The following is an 18,529-nucleotide window of genomic DNA, read 5'->3' as shown; positions in this document are numbered from 1 at the left end:
CGTGCCGTCCTGGGGCCTGATACTCGAACCCGCCATCGGCGTGAGCCCCCGCCCGCAGCACGAGGCGTACGTCCTCGCGCACGTACACGGCACGCGCGAAGAGGCGATGGCCGAGCTGGAACGGCGGGCCCGGGAGCACGTACCCGCGCAGCCCCGGAAGCCGCAGCGGCGGCGGCTCTTCCGGGTGGCGGACGGCTTCATGCTGGTGCTGGACGGGAACTGGCAGTCGATGGCCACCCGGTTCACGCTGGGGGAACTGCTGGAGGACAGCGCCGCACCTCCCCCGCCCTCGTAACGGTCGCACCCCTTTGGCCGAACAATGCATAGACGTGTAGGAGCCTCGGGCATCTAGTGGGAAGTGATCGGTAAAGGTCGCTCCGCTTCCCTGTGAGGTTGTCCGTGGCTGAGACGCATGTGACTGAGACGCCCGTCGTGTTCCCGCAGAACCGCAGCTGTCCGTACGCCCCTCCGCCCGGGTACGACCCGGTGCGTGCGACGGGGCAGCCCGTCACCCGGATCGAGATCTACGACGGGAGCAAGGTCTGGATGGTGAGCGGGTACGCGGAGGCGCGGGCGCTGCTCACCGACCAGCGGCTGTCGTCGAACCGGGAACGGCCGGAGTTCCCGGTGTTCCAGCGGCGGCTGGAGGGGGTGGAGCGGCGGCGCGTCCAGCTGCTCGGGGTCGACGATCCCGAACACAACGTGCAGCGGCGGAAGTTGATCCCCAGCTTCACGATGAAGCGGACGGCGGAGCTGCGGCCCGCGATCCAGGAGACCGTGGACCGGCTGCTCGACGCGCTGGAGGCGCAGCCGGAGCCGACGGCCGATCTGGTCAGTACGTTCGCGCTGCCGGTGCCTTCGATGGTGATCTGTGCGCTACTCGGGGTTCCTTACGAGGACCACGAATTCTTCGAGGGGCAGACGCGGAAGCTGCTGCGGGGGCCGGAGGCGAAGGATGTCGAGGCGGCGCGGGACGCGGTGGACGCATATATCGGCGATCTGGTTGAGCGGAAACGAGCCCGGGAAAAAGGACTGCCGGTCGGGCTGCTCGACGACATGATCGAGGTCTTCGACGACAAGGCGGAGCTGGTCAGCCTCGCGGGAATCCTGCTCCTTGCGGGGCACGAGACGACGGCGAACATGATCTCGCTGAGTACGTACACGCTGCTGGAACACCCGGAACAGCTGGCCCGGTTCCGCAACAACCCGGCCGGTGTGCCCGCCGCCTGCGAGGAACTGATGCGGTACCTGTCGATCGCGGACGGGATGACGCGGCTGGCGACGGAGGACATCGAGATCGGCGGGGTGACGATCCGGGCCGGGGACGCGGTGGTGCTGGCGACGTCGCTGATCAACAGGGACCCGGAGATGTACGAGACGCCGGACGAGCTGGATGTGGCGCGGGGGGAACGGCACTTGGCGTTCGGATTCGGGATCCACCAGTGCCTGGGGCAGAACCTGGCGCGGGCGGAGATGGAGATCGCCCTGAGTTCGCTCTTCACCCGGCTGCCGGGACTGCGGCTGGCCGTGCCGGCAGCGGAGATCCCGTGCAAACCGGGAGACACGATCCAGGGGCTGATCGAGCTGCCGGTGGCGTGGTGAGGGGAATGGGTCCGGGCATGGGTACGGGTACGGGTATGCGAATTGAGATCGACACGGATGTCTGCATCGGGGCCGGACAGTGCGTGATGACCGCACCGACCGTCTTCACACAGGACGACGACGGGCTCTCCGAGGTACTGCCGGGGATGGGGGACGGGGGCGGCAGCGCGCTCGTCCGGGAGGCGGGGAGGGCTTGTCCGGTCGGAGCGATCTCGATCCTGCCGGACGGGTCGGACGGGGGCTGAGGGGCGGCGGCCCCTCGCCCCCCTGGGCGGGGGCGGCCCACCGGGGCGGGGCGGGGTGGGGGCGGCCTACCGGGGCGGGGTGGGGTGGGGTGCGTGCGGGTGCGTCGTGGCTGGTCGCGCAGTTCCCCGCGCCCCTAAAAGATTGCCCCTTACCCCGCTGGCCCCTTGGGCGGCTGACGCCGCAGCTCCCTAGCCCGCTTGGGCAGCGGGGCCGCCCCCCGGGGGCGGGACGGGTGGGCAAGGGGGCGGCCCCCAACTGCGGCACGCCCTCCTGCCGACCGCTCCCGCCCCCGCGCCGTCCTCAGCGGAGCGACCAGCGGGTGCCCTGCATGAGGTTTTCCAGGCCCGACCAGGCGAAGTTCATCAGGGTGGAGGCGGCTTCCTTCGCCGAGACGCCGGGGGTGGCGTTCGCCCAGTCCGCGAGGGACTCGGCGGCGCCGACCAGGGCCTGAGCGAGGCCGGCGACCTCGCGGTCCGGGAGGTGCGGGTTGCTGCGGGCCTCGCGGGCGACCTCACCGATCAGGTGCGTCACGAAGGCCGCGATCTCCTCCCGCATCGCGGCCACCTCGGCCGCGAACGGCTCGCCGTGCGTACGGGCCTGATTGTGCAGAACCGACCAGCCGTCGGGATTCTCGGCGGTGTACGTGAAGAACGCGGTGAGCCCGCCCCAGAGCTGACGGTCCGCCGGAGCGTCGGTCGCCACCCCGGCCCGTACGGCCGCGACGAGCGCCTTGGCCTCACGCCGGATACAGGCGGTGAAGAGCTCGTCCTTGGAATTGAGATAGAGGTAGACGAGCGGCTTCGACACCCCCGCCAACTCCGCGATCTGGTCCATCGAAGCGGCCCGGTACCCGAGCCGGGCGAAGCTCTGAACGGCAGCGTCCACCATCTGCCGCTCCCGCACGGCACGCGGCATCCGCTTCCCCCTCACCGGCACCCGGTCCGCCTGCGCCACTCCCACTTCCCGGTCCCCCCGGTCCGCCTCCATACCCCTGTCCCCTCTTCGCCCCACCGCAACTGCCCTCTTGGTCCCTGGTAACCCTACGGCGCCGGTCGGCGAGTTCGAACAGATGAAGTACGGGCACGGAGGAAGCCCCCCACCAGCGCTGGTGGGGGGCTTCCTCCGTGCGTGCTCGCGTACTTGGGCGGCTACGCGGGAACCGGCACGCGCTCCTTGGAGTCGACGTCCGCATCCACGTCCGAGTCGACGTCCGCGGCCGGCTCCGACACGTAGTCGTCGAGCGGGGACGACGACGCCGAGTTGTACGCGTCGTGGTCGAGGATCTTCTCGCGGGCCGAGACGATCACCGGGACGACAACCTGCCCCGCGACGTTCGTCGCGGTGCGCATCATGTCCAGGATCGGGTCGATGGCCATCAGCAGGCCGACGCCCTCCAGGGGCAGGCCCAGGGTGGAGAGGGTCAGGGTCAGCATGACCGTCGCGCCGGTGAGGCCTGCCGTGGCGGCCGAGCCGATCACCGAGACGAAGGCGATCAGGATGTACTCCTTGATGCCCAGCTGCACGTCGAAGATCTGCGCGATGAAGATCGCGGCGAGCGCCGGGTAGATCGCGGCGCACCCGTCCATCTTCGTGGTGGAGCCGAAGGGGACCGCGAAGGACGCGTACGCCTTCGGGACGCCCAGGCGCTCGGTGACCCGCTGGGTGACCGGCATCGTGCCGACCGAGGAGCGGGAGACGAAGGCCAGCTGGATGGCCGGCCAGGCGCCCTTGAAGAACTGGACCGGGCTGACCTTGGCGACCGTGGCCAGGAGCAGCGGGTAGACGCCGAAGAGGACCAGGGCGCAACCGATGTAGACGTCCGCCGTGAACGTCGCGTACTTGCCGATCAGGTCCCAGCCGTACTCCGCGATGGCGTGGCCGATGAGGCCGACAGTACCGATCGGGGCGAGGCGGATGACCCACCACAGGGCCTTCTGGAGCAGCTCCAGGACCGAGCTGGAGAGGGTCAGGATCGGCTTGGCCTTTTCGCCGAGGGCGAGGGCCGCGATGCCTGCGACGACCGCCAGGAAGACGATCTGGAGGACTTCCAGTTCCTGGAACGGCGTGATGATGTCCTTCGGGATGATCCCGGTGAGGAAGTCGATCCAGGAGCCGGCCTTCTTGGGCTTCGCGCCGTCGGCCGCGGTGAGTCCCGTACCCGCGCCCGGGTTGGTGACCAGGCCGATGACCAGGCCGATCGCGACCGCGATCAGCGAGGTGATCATGAACCAGAGGAGCGTACGGGTGGCCAGCCGCGCGGCGTTCTGCACCTGCCGCAGGTTGGTGATCGAGACGAGGATCGCGAAGAAGACCAGCGGGGCGACGGCCAGCTTCAGGAGCTGGACGAAGAGGTCACCGACGGTTTCCAGGGTGGTGCCCAGCCAGCTGACGTCCTGGCTCTTGGCCAGCCAGCCGAGGAGGGCACCCAGGACCAGACCGCCGAGGATCTGTGCCCAGAACGGGATCCTGGATATCGGGTTCTTCGACTTGTTCTTGTTCTTGGGCTTCACAGACTGCTGATCAGTCTGCTCGGCCTTCTGCGCGGGGGACGCGGACACGGACACACTCCGGTGAAGGAAGCTGCGGAAGGCAGGAGAGGTGGAGAGAAGGTCGCTCAGAACTTCAGACGGAGCGGCGACACGCGGCCGAGACACGGCGGCAGAGATCGACATCGAGGCGCGCCACGAGCGGAACGCTCATGGGGTTGCGGGGCGCGGCGGATGTCATCATGTCGAACACGTTAACACTTGTACTTTGAGAACATCAAAGGTCTTCTTTGAGGAAGAGTGGGGCGGGTACAGAGCACGTGCTGGGCAGGCACGGTGAAAAACGGGCAGCGCCCCGGTAGTTGAGCCAGTGGCTCAACTACCGGGGCGCCGTCGAGTGTGATGCGACTTACAGGACCGCTTACCGGACCCCCAAGAGGGCCTTGCGCGAGGTCCTACGCGAGGTCTTCCTGCTTGCGGTTGGACTCCAGGCGGGCCTTCGTCTCGTCGACCTTCGCCACGATGCGCTCGGACATCGCGTCCCGCTGCTTGCGGAGCAGTACGAAGCTGAGGGGCGCCGAGACGACGATGGCGAGCAGCAGCACCCACATCACGTTCGAGACACCGCCGAGGCCGGAAGGCAGCACGCGCAGACTGACCAGGCCCCAGATCACCGCGAAGCAGGCGGCGAAAACGCCCAGGCGCATGGCGGAGTAGCGGATCGTGGCGTTTTTGGTGCTCACGGCCTTGGTGCTCACGGGCAGGACCTTCTTCTCAGCGGCGACTGGGGCGGCGACTGGGCGGCGACTCAGCGGCGACCTCTACAGGACACCGTCCAGTCAAGCACAGGCCCCCGAAGATCAGGTCAGCGGCAGCAGCATGATGACGTCGTCCCGGTCGTCGCCCGGTGCGACACGGATCGCGCCCGGTACCCGGCCCACCTCCCGATAGCCGCACGCCGCGTAGAACACGTCCGCGCCGGTGCCGCCCCGGCAGGTCAGCCGGATCGCCTCGACCCCGGGCATCGTGCGGGCCGCGTCGGCCGCCGCGGCCATCAGGTCGCGGCCGTACCCCTTGCCCTGGTGCTTCGGGTGGACCATCACCGTGTAGAGCCAGATCCAGTGGGTCATCAGGCGGTGGGTGTTGCGGGTGAGGTACGCGGTCGCGGCGACCGTGCCCTCGGCGTCGTATCCGACGAGGAGGCGGGTGCGGCCCTCCGCCATCGCGACGAAGTGCTGCACGAGGTCCGGCCGTATCTTCTCGGGATCCGCCGGGGGTACGAAGCCGACGGCGCCGCCCGCGTCGGTGACGTCCGCCCACAGGGCGATCAGACCGTCGCGGAGTGCGGCGTCCACGGGCGGGTCGAAGACGAAGGTAAGAGGTGCGTGGGGTGTGGAAGCAACGGCAGCACTGGACATGGCGGCACGGTAGCCGAGACGCCGAGAGCCCCGGCCAGGTGGGTGGCCGGGGCTCTCGTACGTACGCAGACGCCGATCAGAGGCGCATCGCCTGCGGGCTCTCGCGGCGGGCCGCGTCCGGGCCCTCGTACTCCTTGATGATCTCGTAGCGCGTGTTCCGCTCGACCGGGCGGAAGCCGGCGTCGCGGATGAGCTCCAGGAGGTCCTCGCGGCCGAGCTTGTTCGGGGTGCCGTAGTCGTCCGCGTCGTGCGTGATCTTGTACTCGACGACCGAGCCGTCCATGTCGTCCGCGCCGTGCTGGAGGGCGAGCTGGGCGGTCTGCACGCCGTGCATCACCCAGAAGACCTTGACGTGCGGGACGTTGTCGAAGAGCAGGCGGGAGACCGCGAAGGTCTTGAGCGCCTCGGCGCCGGTCGCCATCGTGGTGCGCGCCTGGAGCTTGTTGCGGACCTTGCCGTCCTTCATGTCCACGAAGTCGTGCTGGTAGCGCAGCGGGATGAAGACCTGGAAGCCGCCGGTCTCGTCCTGCATCTCACGCAGCCGCAGCACGTGGTCGACGCGGTGGCGGGGCTCCTCGATGTGGCCGTACAGCATCGTGGCCGGAGTCTTGAGGCCCTTCTCGTGGGCGAGGCGGTGGATCCGCGACCAGTCCTCCCAGTGGGTGTTGTGGTCGACGATGTGCTGCCTCACCTCCCAGTCGAAGATCTCGGCGCCACCGCCGGTGAGGGACTCCAGGCCGGCCTCGATCAGCTCGTCGAGGATCTCGGAGGCGGAGAGCCCGGAGATGGTCTCGAAGTGGTGGATCTCGGTGGCCGTGAACGCCTTGAGGGAGACCTGCGGGAGGGCTTCCTTGAGGGCGGAGAGGGAGCGCGGGTAGTAGCGCCACGGGAGGGTCGGGTGCAGGCCGTTGACGATGTGGAGCTCGGTGAGGTTCTCGTTCTCCATCGCCTTGGCGAGGCGGACGGCCTCCTCGATGCGCATCGTGTACGCGTCCTTCTCGCCCGGCTTGCGCTGGAACGAGCAGTAGGCGCAGGACGCGGTGCACACGTTCGTCATGTTGAGGTGACGGTTGACGTTGAAGTGAACGACGTCGCCGTTCTTCTTCATGCGCACCTCGTGGGCGAGACCGCCCAGCCAGGCCAGGTCGTCCGACTCGTAGAGCGCGATGCCGTCCTCGCGGCTCAGCCGCTCCCCGGCCCGGACCTTCTGCTCCAGCTCGCGCTTGAGTCCCGCGTCCATACCCGGCCGCCTCCCATGTCTTCGTACGTACTAAATCAAGCTTCGGACCACGGTACGCCTAGGCCTCCTCGGGAAGTCCCCCGACCCGGTTCTCCCACTTGGTGGAGAGCACGACCGTGGTACGGGTGCGGGACACGCCCCTCGTACCGCTGAGGCGGCGGATCGTGCGCTCCAGGCCGTCCACGTCCCCGACGCGGATCTTGAGCATGTACGAGTCGTCGCCCGCGATGAACCAGCAGTCCTCGATCTCCTCCAGGTCCTTCAGCCGGCGCGCCACGTCCTCGTGGTCGGCGGCGTCGGAGAGCGAGATGCCGATCAGGGCGGTGACACCGAGGCCGAGCGACTTGGCGTCGACGGTGGCGCGGTAGCCGGTGATGACACCCGCGGATTCGAGGCGGTTGATGCGGTCGGTGACGCTCGGTCCTGAGAGGCCGACGAGGCGTCCCAGCTCGGCGTACGAGGCCCTGCCGTTCTCCCGAAGTGCCTGGATGAGCTGCCTGTCCACGGCGTCCATATGCCTGAAGCCTTCCATTGTTCAGCGATACCGCGAGTTTACGTATAGAATCTAAGGCACAGGGGCCGAATCCCCTGTAGATCTTTCATCAGATCCAAGAAAAACTTTCAGAACATCCGGTTCTGAAGCGTTGCACCCCGAAGCGTTGAACCCCATAGCTCCCAGGAGAGTGACCCACCGTGTACACGTCCGAGATGGCCTACGTCCGTATGCGCGAGCTTCAGGAACTGGCCGACAGCTCGCGTGCTCACAAGCCCTCCGCCTCCGCCGCCGCGATGCGCGGCCTCAAGGCCCGCCTGAAGCGCTCCAAGCAGGGCTGACCAGCCTCTTTTCCCCTCTACCTGGTGCGGGAGCCTCCCCCGAGCTCTCCCTCCCACCGGCGGTACAGGCCGTGCGGCACTCCTGCCGCGTCGAGCACTCGCCCCGCGACGAAGTCCACCAGATCCTGGATGTGCGTCGCACCCGCATAGAACGCAGGGGAGGCGGGCAGCACCACGGCGCCCGCCTCGTCCAGCGTCACCAGATGCTTCAGCGTCTGCCCGTTGAGCGGTGTCTCGCGCACCGCCACCACCAGCTTCCGCCGCTCCTTGAGCGTCACGCTCGCGGCCCGCTGCAGCAGGTCCTTCGACAGTCCCAGTGCGACTCCGGCGACGCTCGCCGTCGAGGCCGGGACGATGAGCATGCCCTTGACGGCGTACGAACCCGACGAGGGACCGGCGGCGAGATCGCCCGCGCTCCAGTGCCGTACGCCGGACAGGTCCAGGTCCTGGAAGGTGTCCGGCTTGCCGTCCGCACCCCTGCCCAGCCAGGCCGCGAGGTCCTCGCGCCAGTGGCTGTCGCGGAACGAGATGCCCGTCTCGTCGAGGATCGTCAGCCGTGACGCCCGGCTGACGACGAGGTCGACGGACTCCCCCGCGGCGAGCAGACCACGCAGCACGGCGGCGGCGTACGGGGTTCCTGAGGCACCCGACACCCCTACTACCCAGGGGGTGCGCTCACGCTGCTGGTGCTGGTCGACGACGGGCTCAGTCATGGTCGGAGCCTATCGGGGGGCGACCGGGGGGCGACCGGGGGGCGACCGGGGCGGTTGCGTCGGGGTTCCAGAGCATGTACCTACACGGTCAGGCCACGAACCAGGAGATCCAGCAGGGCGCACACGAACAGGGCAATCCCGATGAACCCGTTGACCTGGAAAAACGCCCGGTTGAGGCGGGAGAGGTCGTGGGGGCGGACGATCGTGTGCTCGTAGCCGAAGGCGGCGACCACGATCACCATGCCGATCCAGAAGAAGATCCCGGCGTCGGTGCGCATCCCGTACCAGACCAGCAGCGCGGTGGTGATCACGTGACAGGCGCGGGCACCGTGCAGGGCGGCCGGGATACCGAAGCGGGCCGGGACCGACTTCACGCCGTGCGCGCGGTCCGCCTGGACGTCCTGCGTGCCGAAGATCAGGTCGAAGCCGCCGATCCAGACGCCGACCGCGAGGCCGAGGACGACCGCGTCACCCGACCACTCCCCCGTGATCGCGATCCACGCGCCGACCGGGCCCATCGCCTGGGCCAGGCCGAGGATCGCGTGCGGGAAGTTCGTGAACCGCTTGCCGTACGGGTAGACGACCATCGGGATCACGGCCACCGGGGCGAGCGCCAGGCACAGGGGGTTCAGGAGCGCTGCCGCGCCGAGGAAGAAGACCAGGGCGATACCGGCCCCCGTCCACGCCGACTTCACACTGACCGCACCCGTGACGATCTCGCGGTTCGCGGTGCGCGGGTTGCGGGCGTCGATCTCGCGGTCGATGATCCGGTTCGCCGCCATCGCGAAGGTGCGCAAGCCCACCATCGCGACGGTGACGAGGAGGAGCTTCCCCCAGTGGATGTTCTTGTCCAGCTGGAACATGGCCGTCAGGGCGGCGATGTACGCGAAGGGCAGCGCGAAGACGGAGTGCTCGATGAGCACGAGGTTGAGGAACGCCCTGACCTTGCCGGGCTGCGGCTGGGGGATTGCTGCTGCGGCGCTGGTCACAGTCCGTATTCCTTCCAGCGGCGGTCGACCTTCGACGCCGTCGCCGGGTCCGACTCGACCATGTTCGGCCAGCCGCCGTCCCGGGTGTAGCCCTCCTCGGGCAGCTTCTTCGTGGCGTCGACGCCTGCCTTGCCGCCCCAGTACTGCTGGTACGAGGCGTGGTCGAGGTGGTCGACCGGGCCTTCGACGACCGTGAGGTCGCGGGAGTAGTCGACGTTCCCGAAGGCCCGCCAGGCGACCTCGTGGTAGTTCCGTACGTCGCAGTCCGAGTCGACGACCACGATGAGCTTTTCGAGGGACAGCATGTGTGCGCCCCAGATCGCCGACATCACCTTCTGCGCGTGCTTCGGGTACTTCTTGTCGATCGACACGATGATGCAGTTGTGGAAGCCGCCCGCCTCGGGGAGGTGGTAGTCCACGATGTCCGGGACGATGATCTTGAGCAGGGGGAGGAAGAAGCTCTCCGTGGCCCGTCCCAGCGGACCGTCCTCGGTCGGCGGGCGGCCGACGACGATCGACTGGAGCAGGGGTCGCTTGCGCATGGTGATCGTGTCGATCGTCAGCGCGGGAAAGTCCTCCTGCGGCGTGTAGAAGCCGGTGTGGTCGCCGAAGGGGCCCTCGGGGAGCATCTTCCCCGGCTCGAGCCAGCCTTCCAGTACGACCTCGGCGTGCGCGGGGACCTGGAGCGGAACGGTTTTGCAGTCGACCATCTCGACGCGCCTGCCCTGCAGGAAACCGGCGAAGAGGTACTCGTCGATGTCGCCGGGGAGCGGGGCGGTGGACGCGTACGTCACGGCCGGCGGGGCGCCGAAGGCGATCGCGACCGGCAGCCGCTCGCCGCGCCGCGCCGCCACCTGGTAGTGGTTCCGGCTGTCCTTGTGGATCTGCCAGTGCATGCCGATGGTGCGCTTGTCGTGGCGCTGGAGGCGGTAGAGACCCAGGTTGCGGATCCCGGACTCCGGGTCCTTGGTGTGGGTCAGCCCCAGGTTGAAGAAGGAGCCGCCGTCCTCGGGCCAGGTGAAGAGCGCCGGGAGCTTGTCGAGGTCGACGTCGTCGCCGGTCAGGACCACTTCCTGGACCGGGGCGTCCTTGATCTTCTTGGGCGGTACGTGCGCGACCGAGCTGAGCTTGCCGAAAGCTTCCCGTACGCCCATGAAGCCCTGCGGCAACTCCGGCTTCAGCAGGCCGCCGATCTGCGCGCTGATCTCGTCGTACGACTTCAGGCCGAGCGCCTTGAGGAGGCGGCGGTCCGTCCCGAAGACGTTCATCGCCAGGGGCATCGAGGACCCCTTCACCTTCTCGAAGAGGAGGGCCGGGCCGCCCGCTTTGTTCACGCGGTCGACGATCTCCCCCACCTCCAGGTAAGGATCGACTTCCGCCTTGATGCGCTTGAGGTCGCCCTCGCGCTCCAGAGCACGGAGGAACGAGCGAAGATCGTCGTAAGCCATGCCGTCCAGTATCGGACACCGACTACCCTTGGGCCCTCACCGGGGCCGCCGGAGCGGCCCCTCTGACGCTCTTACGCTCCCAGGGGGAAGCCACTTCATGCTCAGGGCACTGCTGTTCATCCTGCCGCTGGCGCTGACGATCTACGCGTTCATCGACTGTCTGAACACCCCCGAGGACGAGGTGAAGCACCTGCCGAAGGTCGCCTGGGTCTTCATCATTCTGCTGTTCTGGATCGTTGGCCCGATCGTGTGGATCGTGGCGGGCAAGAACCGCCACGCGGTCCGGGGCGGCGGCGCCCCCTTGGACCGGTACCGGGGCCGGCGCGCCCAGTGGGTCGCCCCCGACGACAACCCCGAGTTCCTGAAGTCCATCAAGGACGAGAACAAGAAGGACGAGCAGCCGAAGGACGAGGGCAAGAAGGACGAGGGCGGTCCTGAGGACTCCCCCAGGTAGGGGCCCGCGCTAAACCGGAGGACTCCCCCCAGGTAGAGGCCCGCGCTAAAACCGCTGGCCGGGTGCCCGCCCGGTGCACCAACCTGGGCCGCATGTCCCACGACGACGTACCGCAGCGGCAGATCCGTGCACTGCACGGCGCAGAGACCCTCACCGTCTACCAGGCGTACCCGGCCTCGATCGGGCTGCCCGCCGCCCGGGACGGGAAGTTTCCGCCCGCGTGGAAGCGCGACCGGATGACGTGGATCAAGCCGTCGTTCCTGTGGATGATGTACCGCTGCGGCTGGGCGGCCAAGCCCGACCAGGAGGTCGTCCTGGCCGTGGAGATCCGGCGTGAGGGCTTCGACTGGGCACTGCGCCATGCCGTGCTCTCGCACTACGACCGGGATGTCCACCCCGACCAGGCGGCCTGGAAGCAGCAGTTGAAGGCCTCGCCGGTGCGGACCCAGTGGGACCCGGAACGGGACGTGCGGCTGCAGCCGCTGCCGTACCGGTCGCTCCAGCTCGGGCTGAGCGGGGAGGCCTCGCGGCGGTACGCGGACGAGTGGACCGTCGGCATCCGGGACGTGACTCCGCTGGCGCGGACCATCAGCGAGGTGGCGCGGGAGCAGGGGCCGCAGAGTGCGGCGCTGCTGCTGCCGGTGGAGTCGCCGTATCCGGTGCCGGAGGGCGGGCTCCGGCACTTGAGGGCGTAGGGGGTCAGGCCCGGGTTTCGTAGTCCGTCAGGAGTGCCTCGTAGCGGTCCAGGGACCAGGTCGACCAGTCGTACGGGGTGCCGGCGAGGGCCGCCACCAGGAGTTCGAAGTGGACGTGCCAGCCTGCGAGGCGGCTGTTGCGGTCGGCTTCGTCGAGGCCGTGGATCTCGTTGGTGAAGCGCAGGACGGTGGCGGCGGGGCCGTTGGCTTCCAGGTGGAAGCGGGCGCGGCCGTTGACGGTCATCGTGTACTCCGCCACCCGGCCCGGGTCCCAGGCCGTGATCCGGCCGTGCTCCGTGATCGGCACGCCCGGGTACTGCCAGGTGAAGGTGGTCGGGGAGTCGAGGTGCGGCTCCCACGGGTCCGGGACCGCGAGCCACTGGCCGAGGCCCACCGGGGTCGCGACCGCCGCCCAGACGTGGTCCAGGGGGTGCGGGAGCGGCAGCTCGTAGCGGAGGAACCAGGAGCCGGGGCGCGGTTCGGCCCTGCCGTACGGGATGTCGGGCGTGGCAGCGGTCATGGGGACAGCCTGGCCCGGCCGCGTGCGGGACGCGACCGGGCCAGGCTGGATGGATGGACGAAGGGCGTCAGACGCCCGCGTACGAGTGCTTGCCCGTGATGAAGATGTTCACGCCGTAGTAGTTCCACAGCCAGGTCGCGAAGGCGAAGAGGGCCAGGTAGGCGGCCTTGCGGCCCTTCCAGCCTGCCGTCGCGCGGGCGTGCAGGTAGCAGGCGTACGCGACCCAGGTGACGAAGGACCAGACCTCCTTGGGGTCCCAGCCCCAGAAGCGGCCCCAGGCGTCGCCCGCCCAGATGGCGCCCGCGACGATCGTGAAGGTCCACAGCGGGAAGACGCCGGCGTTGATGCGGTACGAGAACTTGTCGAGCGTGGCGGCCGAGGGGAGGCGGGAGACCGCGCTGTCCATGACCCGGCGGAGCGGGACGCGCACCTTGCGGACGAACATGACGAAGCCGTTCGCGGGGGGCAGCGTCGCCAGGTGGGCCTTGAAGACGTCGGCGCTCTCGCCGAGCTCGGCGCGGACCTCGTAGCGGTCGCGGAGCAGGTAGCCGAGGGTGCCGACGGCGCCGACGTAGAAGACCGCGCCGCAGAAGATCGCCGTCGAGACGTGGATCCACAGCCAGTACGAGTCCAGGGCGGGGACCAGCTGGTCGCTGTCGGTGTAGAGCCACTTGGTGGCGATGCCGAGGTCGAGGAGGACCGTGGTGACCAGCGGGAGGCCGATCCAGCGGACGTTCATCCTGGTGAGCAGGAAGGCGAGGTAGGCGCCGACCGCGACCGTGGAGAACGTGACGGAGAACTCGTACATGTTGCCCCAGGGGGCGCGCTGCACGGCGGCCGCCCGGCAGACGACACCGCCCGCGGCGATCAGGAAGCCGAGGAAGGTGAGGGAGATGGCGATGCGGCCGTAGAGGTCGCCCTTCTCCGTACCGCCCGCGGCGCCCGCACCGTCTTCGGCGTCACGGGTTCCGGGCGCGGCGCGGGTGACGATCTGCGGCTTGTCGAGGACGGCGGTCGAGCCCTTCGCCCGTACCGTCACCGCCGGGGCGGCGGCGGGCCGGGTCAGCGCGGCGGCCGTGCGGCCGACCCTGCTGCGGCTGCCGAAGGTCCACTCGGCGATGTGCGCGAGGAACGCCAGGGTGTAGACGGCCATCGCGGAGTAGACCAGGACGTTACTGATCTGCGCGAGGTTCTCGTTCGTTTCGGTGACTGCGGCGGCTGCGAGGATCACGCGCGCGCTCCTTCGACAGGGGGTTCAGCAGGAAGGGGCGTCGCGGATGTCGGCGCCTGGGAGTGGAGGGAGCCGGCCAGGTCGGCCAGTTCCTCGGGGAGACGGCCCGACTCGCTGCGGCCGAGCCCGGCCATCTCGACGACGGTGACGCCGTCGGCGCCTCGTACGGCACGGATCCAGACCCGGCGCCGCTGGATGAAGAGCGACGCGGCGAGGCCGAGGATGGCCGCGACGGCGCCCGCGAGGGCCCACATGTTGCCGGGTTGCTGGGAGACCTGGAAGGTCGCCCACTCCTTGATGTCCTTCTCGAAGGTGACGGAACCGGCCCCGTCGGGGAGGTCCATCTTCTCGCCGGGGAGGAGCATCTTCGCGAAGGGGCTGCCGTCGGGCTTCTTGAACTGGGTCATCTTGCGGGTGTCGAGCTGGTAGACGCTCTGCGGCAGGCCCGCGTCGACGCCGAGGCTGCCGTGGTAGCCGGTGAGGGCCAGCGCCGGGAAGTCCAGGCCGGGGTACTTGGAGAACATGCTGCCCTGGCCCGCGCCGCCGAAGGTCGGGACGAAGACGGCGGTGAAGCCGAGCTGGGTCTTCTTGCCGTTCTTGTCGCGGTAGCCGTCCATCACCTTGACCGCGCCGGTCGAGGTGACGTTCGCGTCGGTGGGCAGGAGCGGGGCCGGACCGCTGAAGACGGTCTTGCCCCTGCCGTCGCGGATGGTGATCACGGGGGCGTAGCCGTGCCCGATCATGTGGACCTTGGAGCCGCCGACGGTGAGAGGGGTGTTGACCTCGATGACGGCCTTCTTGGTCGCGCCGTCGGCGCCCTCGGAGTACGTGATGTGCGACTCGTAGACGCGGGGGGTGCCGCGCTGCGGGCCCGTGCGCTCGTACGTACCGACGAAGTTGTCCAGGTGGAAGCTGAACGGCTCCAGGTCCTGGTCCCGGTCGAAGAGCGAGCCCGACTTGAAGTCGTCGTACTGGGTGAGGGTGTTGGAGAAGCCGCCGCCCTCGACGATCAGCTTGCCGCCCTCGGACTTGAAGAGCTGGCCGGTCGCGAAGGCCAGCAGGAGCACGATCAGCGCGAGGTGGAAGATCAGGTTGCCGGCCTCGCGGAGGTAGCCCTTCTCCGCGGTGACCGCGTTGCCCTCGGAATGCGCGCGGAAGCGGCGCTTCTTCATCAGGGCGAGGCCGAGGGTACGGACCTCCTCGGGGGAGGCGTCCGTGCGCCAGGTCGTGTACGCGGGCATCCGGGTCAGCCGGCCGGGGGCGACCGGCGGGCGGGCGCGGAGCTGGCCGACGAACTGCCAGGTGCGGGGCACGATGCAGCCGACGAGGGAGGTGAACAGCAGGATGTAGATCGCGGAGAACCACACCGAGCTGTAGACGTCGAAGAGCTGCAGCTTGTCGTAGAGCGGCGCGAGCGTCTCGTGCGCCTTGAAGAAGTCGGCGACCTTCGTGTCGTCGACGCTGCGCTGCGGGATCAGCGATCCGGGCATCGCGCCCAGCGACAGCATGAAGAGGAGGATCAGCGCGACCCGCATCGAGGTCAGCTGCCGCCAGACCCAGCGGGTCCAGCCGACGATTCCGAAGGCCTGCGGGAGGGGGGTGGTGTCCTCCCGGTCGTCCTTGGGGGCGGTCGACAGCCGGTCGCGGGCTGTCTGCTCGTCCGCCAGGACAGCCGACTGCTCGTCCGTGGCCGCGGCCGGTTCTTCGGTCTTGCTCATGGAACTAGATCCCCACCTGGAAGCTGTCGGTCCAGCCTCGCATGCTCGCCAGAGCGGTATCCCAGAGGCCTGTGAGAAGCAGGAGACCGGTCACGATCATCATGATGCCGCCGATGCGCATGACCCAGACATAGTGCTTCTTCACCCAGCCGAACGCGCCGAGCGCCTTGCGGAAGGCGACGGCCGCCAGGATGAAGGGGATTCCGAGGCCGAGGCAGAAGACGACCATCAGGACAGTGCCGCGCAGCGGGGCCGCCTCATTGAACGAGAGCGACCCGATGACGCCGAGCGTCGGGCCCATGCAGGGCGTCCAGCCAATGCCGAAGAGCACGCCGAGTACCGGCGCCCCGGCCAGCCCGGAGACCGGCTTCTTGTGGAAGCGGAACTCGCGCTGGGTCAGGAAGGGGAAGGCGCCCATGAAGAAGAGGCCCATCAACACCATGAGGATGCCGAGGACGATATTCGTGGTGCCCTTGTAGCTCTGAAGGGTGCCGCCGATGTAGCCGAAGAGCGCGCCGCCCGAGACGAACACCGCGCTGAAGCCGAGCACGAAGAGCGACGCGCCCAGGGCCATCCGGCCCCGGCGCTGATCCGCGAGATCGGTGCCGCTGGTACCCGTGACGTACGAGAGGTAGCCGGGCACCAGCGGGAGCACGCACGGCGAGAAGAACGAGACCAGGCCCGCGAGAAGGGCGATCGGCAGCGCCAGCATCAGCGTGCCGGACTCGACCGTCTCGGCGGTGTCGGCGGCGAGGGAGACGACGTTCACGTGGTCACTTCTCGGCGATCAGCGGGGCGATCATCTGGCGGAGCTTCTTCTCGTTGAGCGCCGCGAGAGAGCGGCCGGCGACCCGGCCCTCCTTGTCGATCACGATCGTGTTCGGGATGCCCTGCGGATTCAGGCTGCCCTTCGGGAAGCGCAGCATCAGCTTGCCGTCCGGGTCGTACAGGCTGGGGTACTCGATGCCCGCGTCCTTCTCGAAATCGATGGCCTGACCCTTCTGCGGGTCACGGGCGTCAATGCCGACGAACTCGACGCCCTTGCTCTTGAGCTCTTTGGCCACCTTCGCGAAGGTCGGCGCCTCGGCCCGGCAGGGCGAGCACCAGGAGCCCCAGATGTTCAGTACGACGACCTTGCCCTTGAGGGACGCGACGTCGAAGTCCTTGTCCTGAAGGGTCTTGCCGTCGAGCTTGGGGGCGGGCTTGCGGTCGGCGACCGGGACAGAGTCGATACCGCCCTTGCCAGCGACGAAATTGGTGCCGCCGCCGCTCGACGGCTTGTCGCCTCCGCAGGCCGACAGGGCGAGTGCGCCGACGAGCACTCCGCAGACCGCGAGCGCGGTACGGGAGGTGCGGGTCGAGCGGCGGCGGGGGGCGCGGGCAGGACTCATGTGAAAAGTTTCGCATGGCAGTTCCCACGATCTTCCGCACCCCCCTACGTGCCCGCAAAGCCCCTTGTCAAGGGCCCATAAGGGACGTCGGGGACTACCCCGCCGTCTTCGTCGGGTACTACCCGGCCGTCTTGCTCCCCGGCTTCAGGAAGGCGTTCCAGCCGCCCGCCGGCTTCTGCCCGACCTCCAGCTTGCGCAGCTTCGCGAGGACCGCGGGGTCCTGCACGTCGAGCCAGTCGACGTACTGCTTGAAGGAGACCAGGCGGGTGTCCTTCGTACCGGCGATGTGCTTGATCGCTTCTTCGACGGCGTCCATGTAGATGCCGCCGTTCCACTGCTCGAAGTGGTTGCCGACGTAGAAGGGGGCGCGGTTGGTGGTGTGCGCGCGCTGGAATCCCTTGATGTACGCGCCCGTCGCCTGCTTCTTCCATTCGGGATAGCGCGAGGTCATTCCCTTGGTGGAATTCTTCGACTGGTTGGCGAGCATGTTGTAGTCCATCGAGAGGACCTCGAAGCCGCGGCCGGGGAAGGGAATCTGCTGGAGGGGCAGGTCCCAGACTCCCTTGCGCTTCACGGGCCACATCTGACGGCCGCCGGGCGAGCTCGCGTCGTACCGCCAGCCGAGCTTCTTGGCGATCGGCAGCAGGTTGTCCTGGCCGAGCAGGCAGGGGGTGCGGCCGCCGACCAGCTCCTTCTTGTAGTCGAAGGGCAGCGGGTCCAGGTCGGTCCAGCCGGAGATCGTCTTCCACTCGGTGACGAACTTCATGGCCTGCTCGATCTCGCTCTCCCACTGGGCGGACGTCCAGTTGCCGACCGTGCCGTGGCCGGAGCAGAAGTGCCCGTTGAAGTGGGTGCCGATCTCGTGCCCTTCGAGCCACGCCTGACGCACGTACTTCAGCGTCATCTTGATGTGGTCGTCGGTGAGGTAGCCGATGTCGGAGGCGCCGACCTTGTTGTTCGGCGGCTTGTAGAGGTTCTTCTTCGACTCGGGCAGGAGGTAGAGCCCGGAGAGGAAGAAGGTCATCGCCGCGTCGTGTTCCTTGGCGAGCTTCAGGAAGCGCGGGAAGAGGCCGTTGCCGACCTCGCCCGCACCGTCCCACGAGAAGATCACGAACTGCGGCGGGGTCTCACCCGGCTGCAGCGGCACCGGCTTGTCCGGCTGGTTCGGCTGCTTGCCGGTGTCGGCGGTCGAACCGTCACCGATCGGCTTGGCGTCCTCGGTCGGCGAAGGGGTGCCGTCCGTACCGGGCTGCTTCGTGCCCTGCCCCTTGCCGCCGGCCGGAGCGGGATCCTTGCCCCCGCCGCCGTTGCAGGCGGCGAGGCCGAGCGCCGCCGCGCCCGCCGCTCCAGCTCCCAGAAGACCCCTTCGGCTGATGTTCCGCATAACTCCCCATCCGCATTCGTCGCGCCTTCGGCCCATCAGGATGGACACGAGGTTAGAGGGCACGACGAACGCGCGGGTTCCGGCAAATTGCACATAATTCGCTGAGTGTTCGTGAAATCACGCGTCGGTCATGCGGAGTTCATGTGCGCAGCCGGCTGAC

General features: G+C 68.5%; 21 protein-coding genes. 6 read left to right on the top strand and 15 right to left on the bottom strand.

The window, feature by feature from the left end; genetic code table 11:
- Position 1 precedes the first annotated feature (1 nt).
- From AB0D18_RS14575 to AB0D18_RS14565, 3 genes are all read left to right on the top strand, one after another.
- The gene (locus AB0D18_RS14575) at positions 2 to 295 is read left to right on the top strand and encodes a hypothetical protein (RefSeq protein WP_362416913.1); all 294 of its coding nucleotides are present in this window, start codon (positions 2 to 4) and stop codon (positions 293 to 295) included.
- 119 nt (positions 296 to 414) lie between these two features.
- Positions 415 to 1,602: a cytochrome P450 gene (locus tag AB0D18_RS14570; RefSeq protein WP_362416910.1), complete on the top strand. Its 1,188-nt coding sequence runs from the start codon at positions 415 to 417 to the stop codon at positions 1,600 to 1,602.
- Positions 1,603 to 1,637: 35 nt separating this feature from the next.
- A complete protein-coding gene (locus AB0D18_RS14565; protein ID WP_362416907.1) occupies positions 1,638 to 1,847 on the top strand; it encodes a ferredoxin in 210 nt (69 codons plus the stop codon).
- Positions 1,848 to 2,148: 301 nt separating this feature from the next.
- Here the strand turns inward: AB0D18_RS14565 and AB0D18_RS14560 are convergent, their stop codons facing one another.
- From AB0D18_RS14560 to AB0D18_RS14535, 6 genes are all read right to left on the bottom strand, one after another.
- A complete protein-coding gene (locus AB0D18_RS14560) occupies positions 2,149 to 2,763 on the bottom strand; it encodes a TetR/AcrR family transcriptional regulator (protein WP_362417552.1) in 615 nt (204 codons plus the stop codon).
- Positions 2,764 to 2,996: 233 nt separating this feature from the next.
- Positions 2,997 to 4,406, bottom strand: coding sequence for a dicarboxylate/amino acid:cation symporter (locus AB0D18_RS14555; RefSeq protein WP_362416904.1), 1,410 nt, complete (start codon positions 4,404 to 4,406; stop codon positions 2,997 to 2,999).
- A gap of 383 nt (positions 4,407 to 4,789) precedes the next feature.
- Positions 4,790 to 5,092, bottom strand: a complete 303-nt coding sequence (locus tag AB0D18_RS14550) for a DUF4229 domain-containing protein (protein WP_362416902.1) — start codon at positions 5,090 to 5,092, stop codon at positions 4,790 to 4,792.
- Between the two features lie 102 nt (positions 5,093 to 5,194).
- The gene (locus tag AB0D18_RS14545; protein WP_362416900.1) at positions 5,195 to 5,752 is read right to left on the bottom strand and encodes a GNAT family N-acetyltransferase; all 558 of its coding nucleotides are present in this window, start codon (positions 5,750 to 5,752) and stop codon (positions 5,195 to 5,197) included.
- 76 nt (positions 5,753 to 5,828) lie between these two features.
- Positions 5,829 to 6,992, bottom strand: a complete 1,164-nt coding sequence (gene mqnE, locus AB0D18_RS14540; RefSeq protein ID WP_362416898.1) for an aminofutalosine synthase MqnE — start codon at positions 6,990 to 6,992, stop codon at positions 5,829 to 5,831.
- A 58-nt stretch (positions 6,993 to 7,050) separates the two neighbouring features.
- Positions 7,051 to 7,506: an Lrp/AsnC family transcriptional regulator gene (locus tag AB0D18_RS14535; protein ID WP_362416895.1), complete on the bottom strand. Its 456-nt coding sequence runs from the start codon at positions 7,504 to 7,506 to the stop codon at positions 7,051 to 7,053.
- 179 nt (positions 7,507 to 7,685) lie between these two features.
- On the opposite strand from AB0D18_RS14535, the gene AB0D18_RS14530 reads away from it, so the two are divergent.
- Complete coding sequence (locus AB0D18_RS14530) at positions 7,686 to 7,826, top strand: hypothetical protein (protein WP_362417600.1); 141 nt, start codon at positions 7,686 to 7,688, stop codon at positions 7,824 to 7,826.
- Positions 7,827 to 7,843: 17 nt separating this feature from the next.
- On the opposite strand, the gene AB0D18_RS14525 is transcribed toward AB0D18_RS14530, so the two are convergent.
- The 3 genes from AB0D18_RS14525 to AB0D18_RS14515 form a co-directional block, all read right to left on the bottom strand.
- On the bottom strand, positions 7,844 to 8,539 hold the full coding sequence (locus AB0D18_RS14525) for a UbiX family flavin prenyltransferase (protein ID WP_362416892.1): 696 nt from the start codon (positions 8,537 to 8,539) through the stop codon (positions 7,844 to 7,846).
- A gap of 80 nt (positions 8,540 to 8,619) precedes the next feature.
- Positions 8,620 to 9,528 carry a menaquinone biosynthesis prenyltransferase MqnP gene (mqnP, locus tag AB0D18_RS14520; protein WP_362416889.1) on the bottom strand — a complete coding sequence of 303 codons (909 nt, stop codon included), beginning with the start codon at positions 9,526 to 9,528 and terminating at the stop codon, positions 8,620 to 8,622.
- The gene (locus AB0D18_RS14515) at positions 9,525 to 10,976 is read right to left on the bottom strand and encodes a menaquinone biosynthesis decarboxylase (RefSeq protein WP_362416886.1); all 1,452 of its coding nucleotides are present in this window, start codon (positions 10,974 to 10,976) and stop codon (positions 9,525 to 9,527) included. Before AB0D18_RS14515 ends, mqnP begins: the two co-directional genes overlap by 4 nt.
- Positions 10,977 to 11,073: 97 nt before the next feature.
- On the opposite strand from AB0D18_RS14515, the gene AB0D18_RS14510 reads away from it, so the two are divergent.
- Positions 11,074 to 11,430, top strand: coding sequence for a PLDc N-terminal domain-containing protein (locus AB0D18_RS14510; protein ID WP_362416883.1), 357 nt, complete (start codon positions 11,074 to 11,076; stop codon positions 11,428 to 11,430).
- Positions 11,431 to 11,522: 92 nt separating this feature from the next.
- Positions 11,523 to 12,125: a DUF4291 domain-containing protein gene (locus tag AB0D18_RS14505; RefSeq protein ID WP_362416880.1), complete on the top strand. Its 603-nt coding sequence runs from the start codon at positions 11,523 to 11,525 to the stop codon at positions 12,123 to 12,125.
- 4 nt (positions 12,126 to 12,129) lie between these two features.
- Here the strand turns inward: AB0D18_RS14505 and AB0D18_RS14500 are convergent, their stop codons facing one another.
- From AB0D18_RS14500 to AB0D18_RS14475, 6 genes are all read right to left on the bottom strand, one after another.
- Positions 12,130 to 12,645: an SRPBCC domain-containing protein gene (locus AB0D18_RS14500; protein ID WP_362416877.1), complete on the bottom strand. Its 516-nt coding sequence runs from the start codon at positions 12,643 to 12,645 to the stop codon at positions 12,130 to 12,132.
- A 67-nt stretch (positions 12,646 to 12,712) separates the two neighbouring features.
- Entirely contained in the window at positions 12,713 to 13,876 is a 1,164-nt protein-coding gene (gene ccsB, locus AB0D18_RS14495) for a c-type cytochrome biogenesis protein CcsB (protein WP_362416874.1), read from the bottom strand.
- Positions 13,873 to 15,594 (bottom strand): cytochrome c biogenesis protein ResB, encoded by a 1,722-nt coding sequence (locus tag AB0D18_RS14490; RefSeq protein ID WP_362416872.1) that lies wholly within the window; start codon positions 15,592 to 15,594, stop codon positions 13,873 to 13,875. The genes ccsB and AB0D18_RS14490 overlap by 4 nt, the downstream gene beginning before the upstream one ends.
- 4 nt (positions 15,595 to 15,598) lie before the next feature.
- A complete protein-coding gene (locus AB0D18_RS14485) occupies positions 15,599 to 16,306 on the bottom strand; it encodes a cytochrome c biogenesis protein CcdA (protein WP_362417549.1) in 708 nt (235 codons plus the stop codon).
- A 61-nt stretch (positions 16,307 to 16,367) separates the two neighbouring features.
- Positions 16,368 to 16,985 (bottom strand): TlpA disulfide reductase family protein, encoded by a 618-nt coding sequence (locus tag AB0D18_RS14480; protein WP_362416869.1) that lies wholly within the window; start codon positions 16,983 to 16,985, stop codon positions 16,368 to 16,370.
- Positions 16,986 to 17,103: 118 nt separating this feature from the next.
- Positions 17,104 to 18,369, bottom strand: coding sequence for a hypothetical protein (locus tag AB0D18_RS14475; protein ID WP_362416866.1), 1,266 nt, complete (start codon positions 18,367 to 18,369; stop codon positions 17,104 to 17,106).
- Positions 18,370 to 18,529: the final 160 nt, after the last annotated feature.

This window comes from Streptomyces sp. NPDC048442, from assembly GCF_040651475.1.
Classification (GTDB): Bacteria; Actinomycetota; Actinomycetes; order Streptomycetales; family Streptomycetaceae; genus Streptomyces.
This window is presented reverse-complemented; position numbering and strand designations above follow the sequence as displayed.

Coding starts and splice junctions, on each gene's coding strand:
- AB0D18_RS14565 (WP_362416907.1), top strand. CDS start 1,638: ATGCGAATTGAGATCGACACGGATGTCTGCATCGGGGCCGGACAGTGC.
- AB0D18_RS14560 (WP_362417552.1), bottom strand. CDS start 2,763: ATGCCGCGTGCCGTGCGGGAGCGGCAGATGGTGGACGCTGCCGTTCAG.
- AB0D18_RS14545 (WP_362416900.1), bottom strand. CDS start 5,752: ATGTCCAGTGCTGCCGTTGCTTCCACACCCCACGCACCTCTTACCTTC.
- mqnE (WP_362416898.1), bottom strand. CDS start 6,992: ATGGACGCGGGACTCAAGCGCGAGCTGGAGCAGAAGGTCCGGGCCGGG.
- AB0D18_RS14535 (WP_362416895.1), bottom strand. CDS start 7,506: ATGGACGCCGTGGACAGGCAGCTCATCCAGGCACTTCGGGAGAACGGC.
- AB0D18_RS14525 (WP_362416892.1), bottom strand. CDS start 8,539: ATGACTGAGCCCGTCGTCGACCAGCACCAGCAGCGTGAGCGCACCCCC.
- AB0D18_RS14515 (WP_362416886.1), bottom strand. CDS start 10,976: ATGGCTTACGACGATCTTCGCTCGTTCCTCCGTGCTCTGGAGCGCGAG.
- AB0D18_RS14510 (WP_362416883.1), top strand. CDS start 11,074: ATGCTCAGGGCACTGCTGTTCATCCTGCCGCTGGCGCTGACGATCTAC.
- AB0D18_RS14505 (WP_362416880.1), top strand. CDS start 11,523: ATGTCCCACGACGACGTACCGCAGCGGCAGATCCGTGCACTGCACGGC.
- AB0D18_RS14500 (WP_362416877.1), bottom strand. CDS start 12,645: ATGACCGCTGCCACGCCCGACATCCCGTACGGCAGGGCCGAACCGCGC.
- AB0D18_RS14490 (WP_362416872.1), bottom strand. CDS start 15,594: ATGAGCAAGACCGAAGAACCGGCCGCGGCCACGGACGAGCAGTCGGCT.
- AB0D18_RS14485 (WP_362417549.1), bottom strand. CDS start 16,306: ATGCTGGCGCTGCCGATCGCCCTTCTCGCGGGCCTGGTCTCGTTCTTC.
- AB0D18_RS14480 (WP_362416869.1), bottom strand. CDS start 16,985: ATGAGTCCTGCCCGCGCCCCCCGCCGCCGCTCGACCCGCACCTCCCGT.
- AB0D18_RS14475 (WP_362416866.1), bottom strand. CDS start 18,369: ATGCGGAACATCAGCCGAAGGGGTCTTCTGGGAGCTGGAGCGGCGGGC.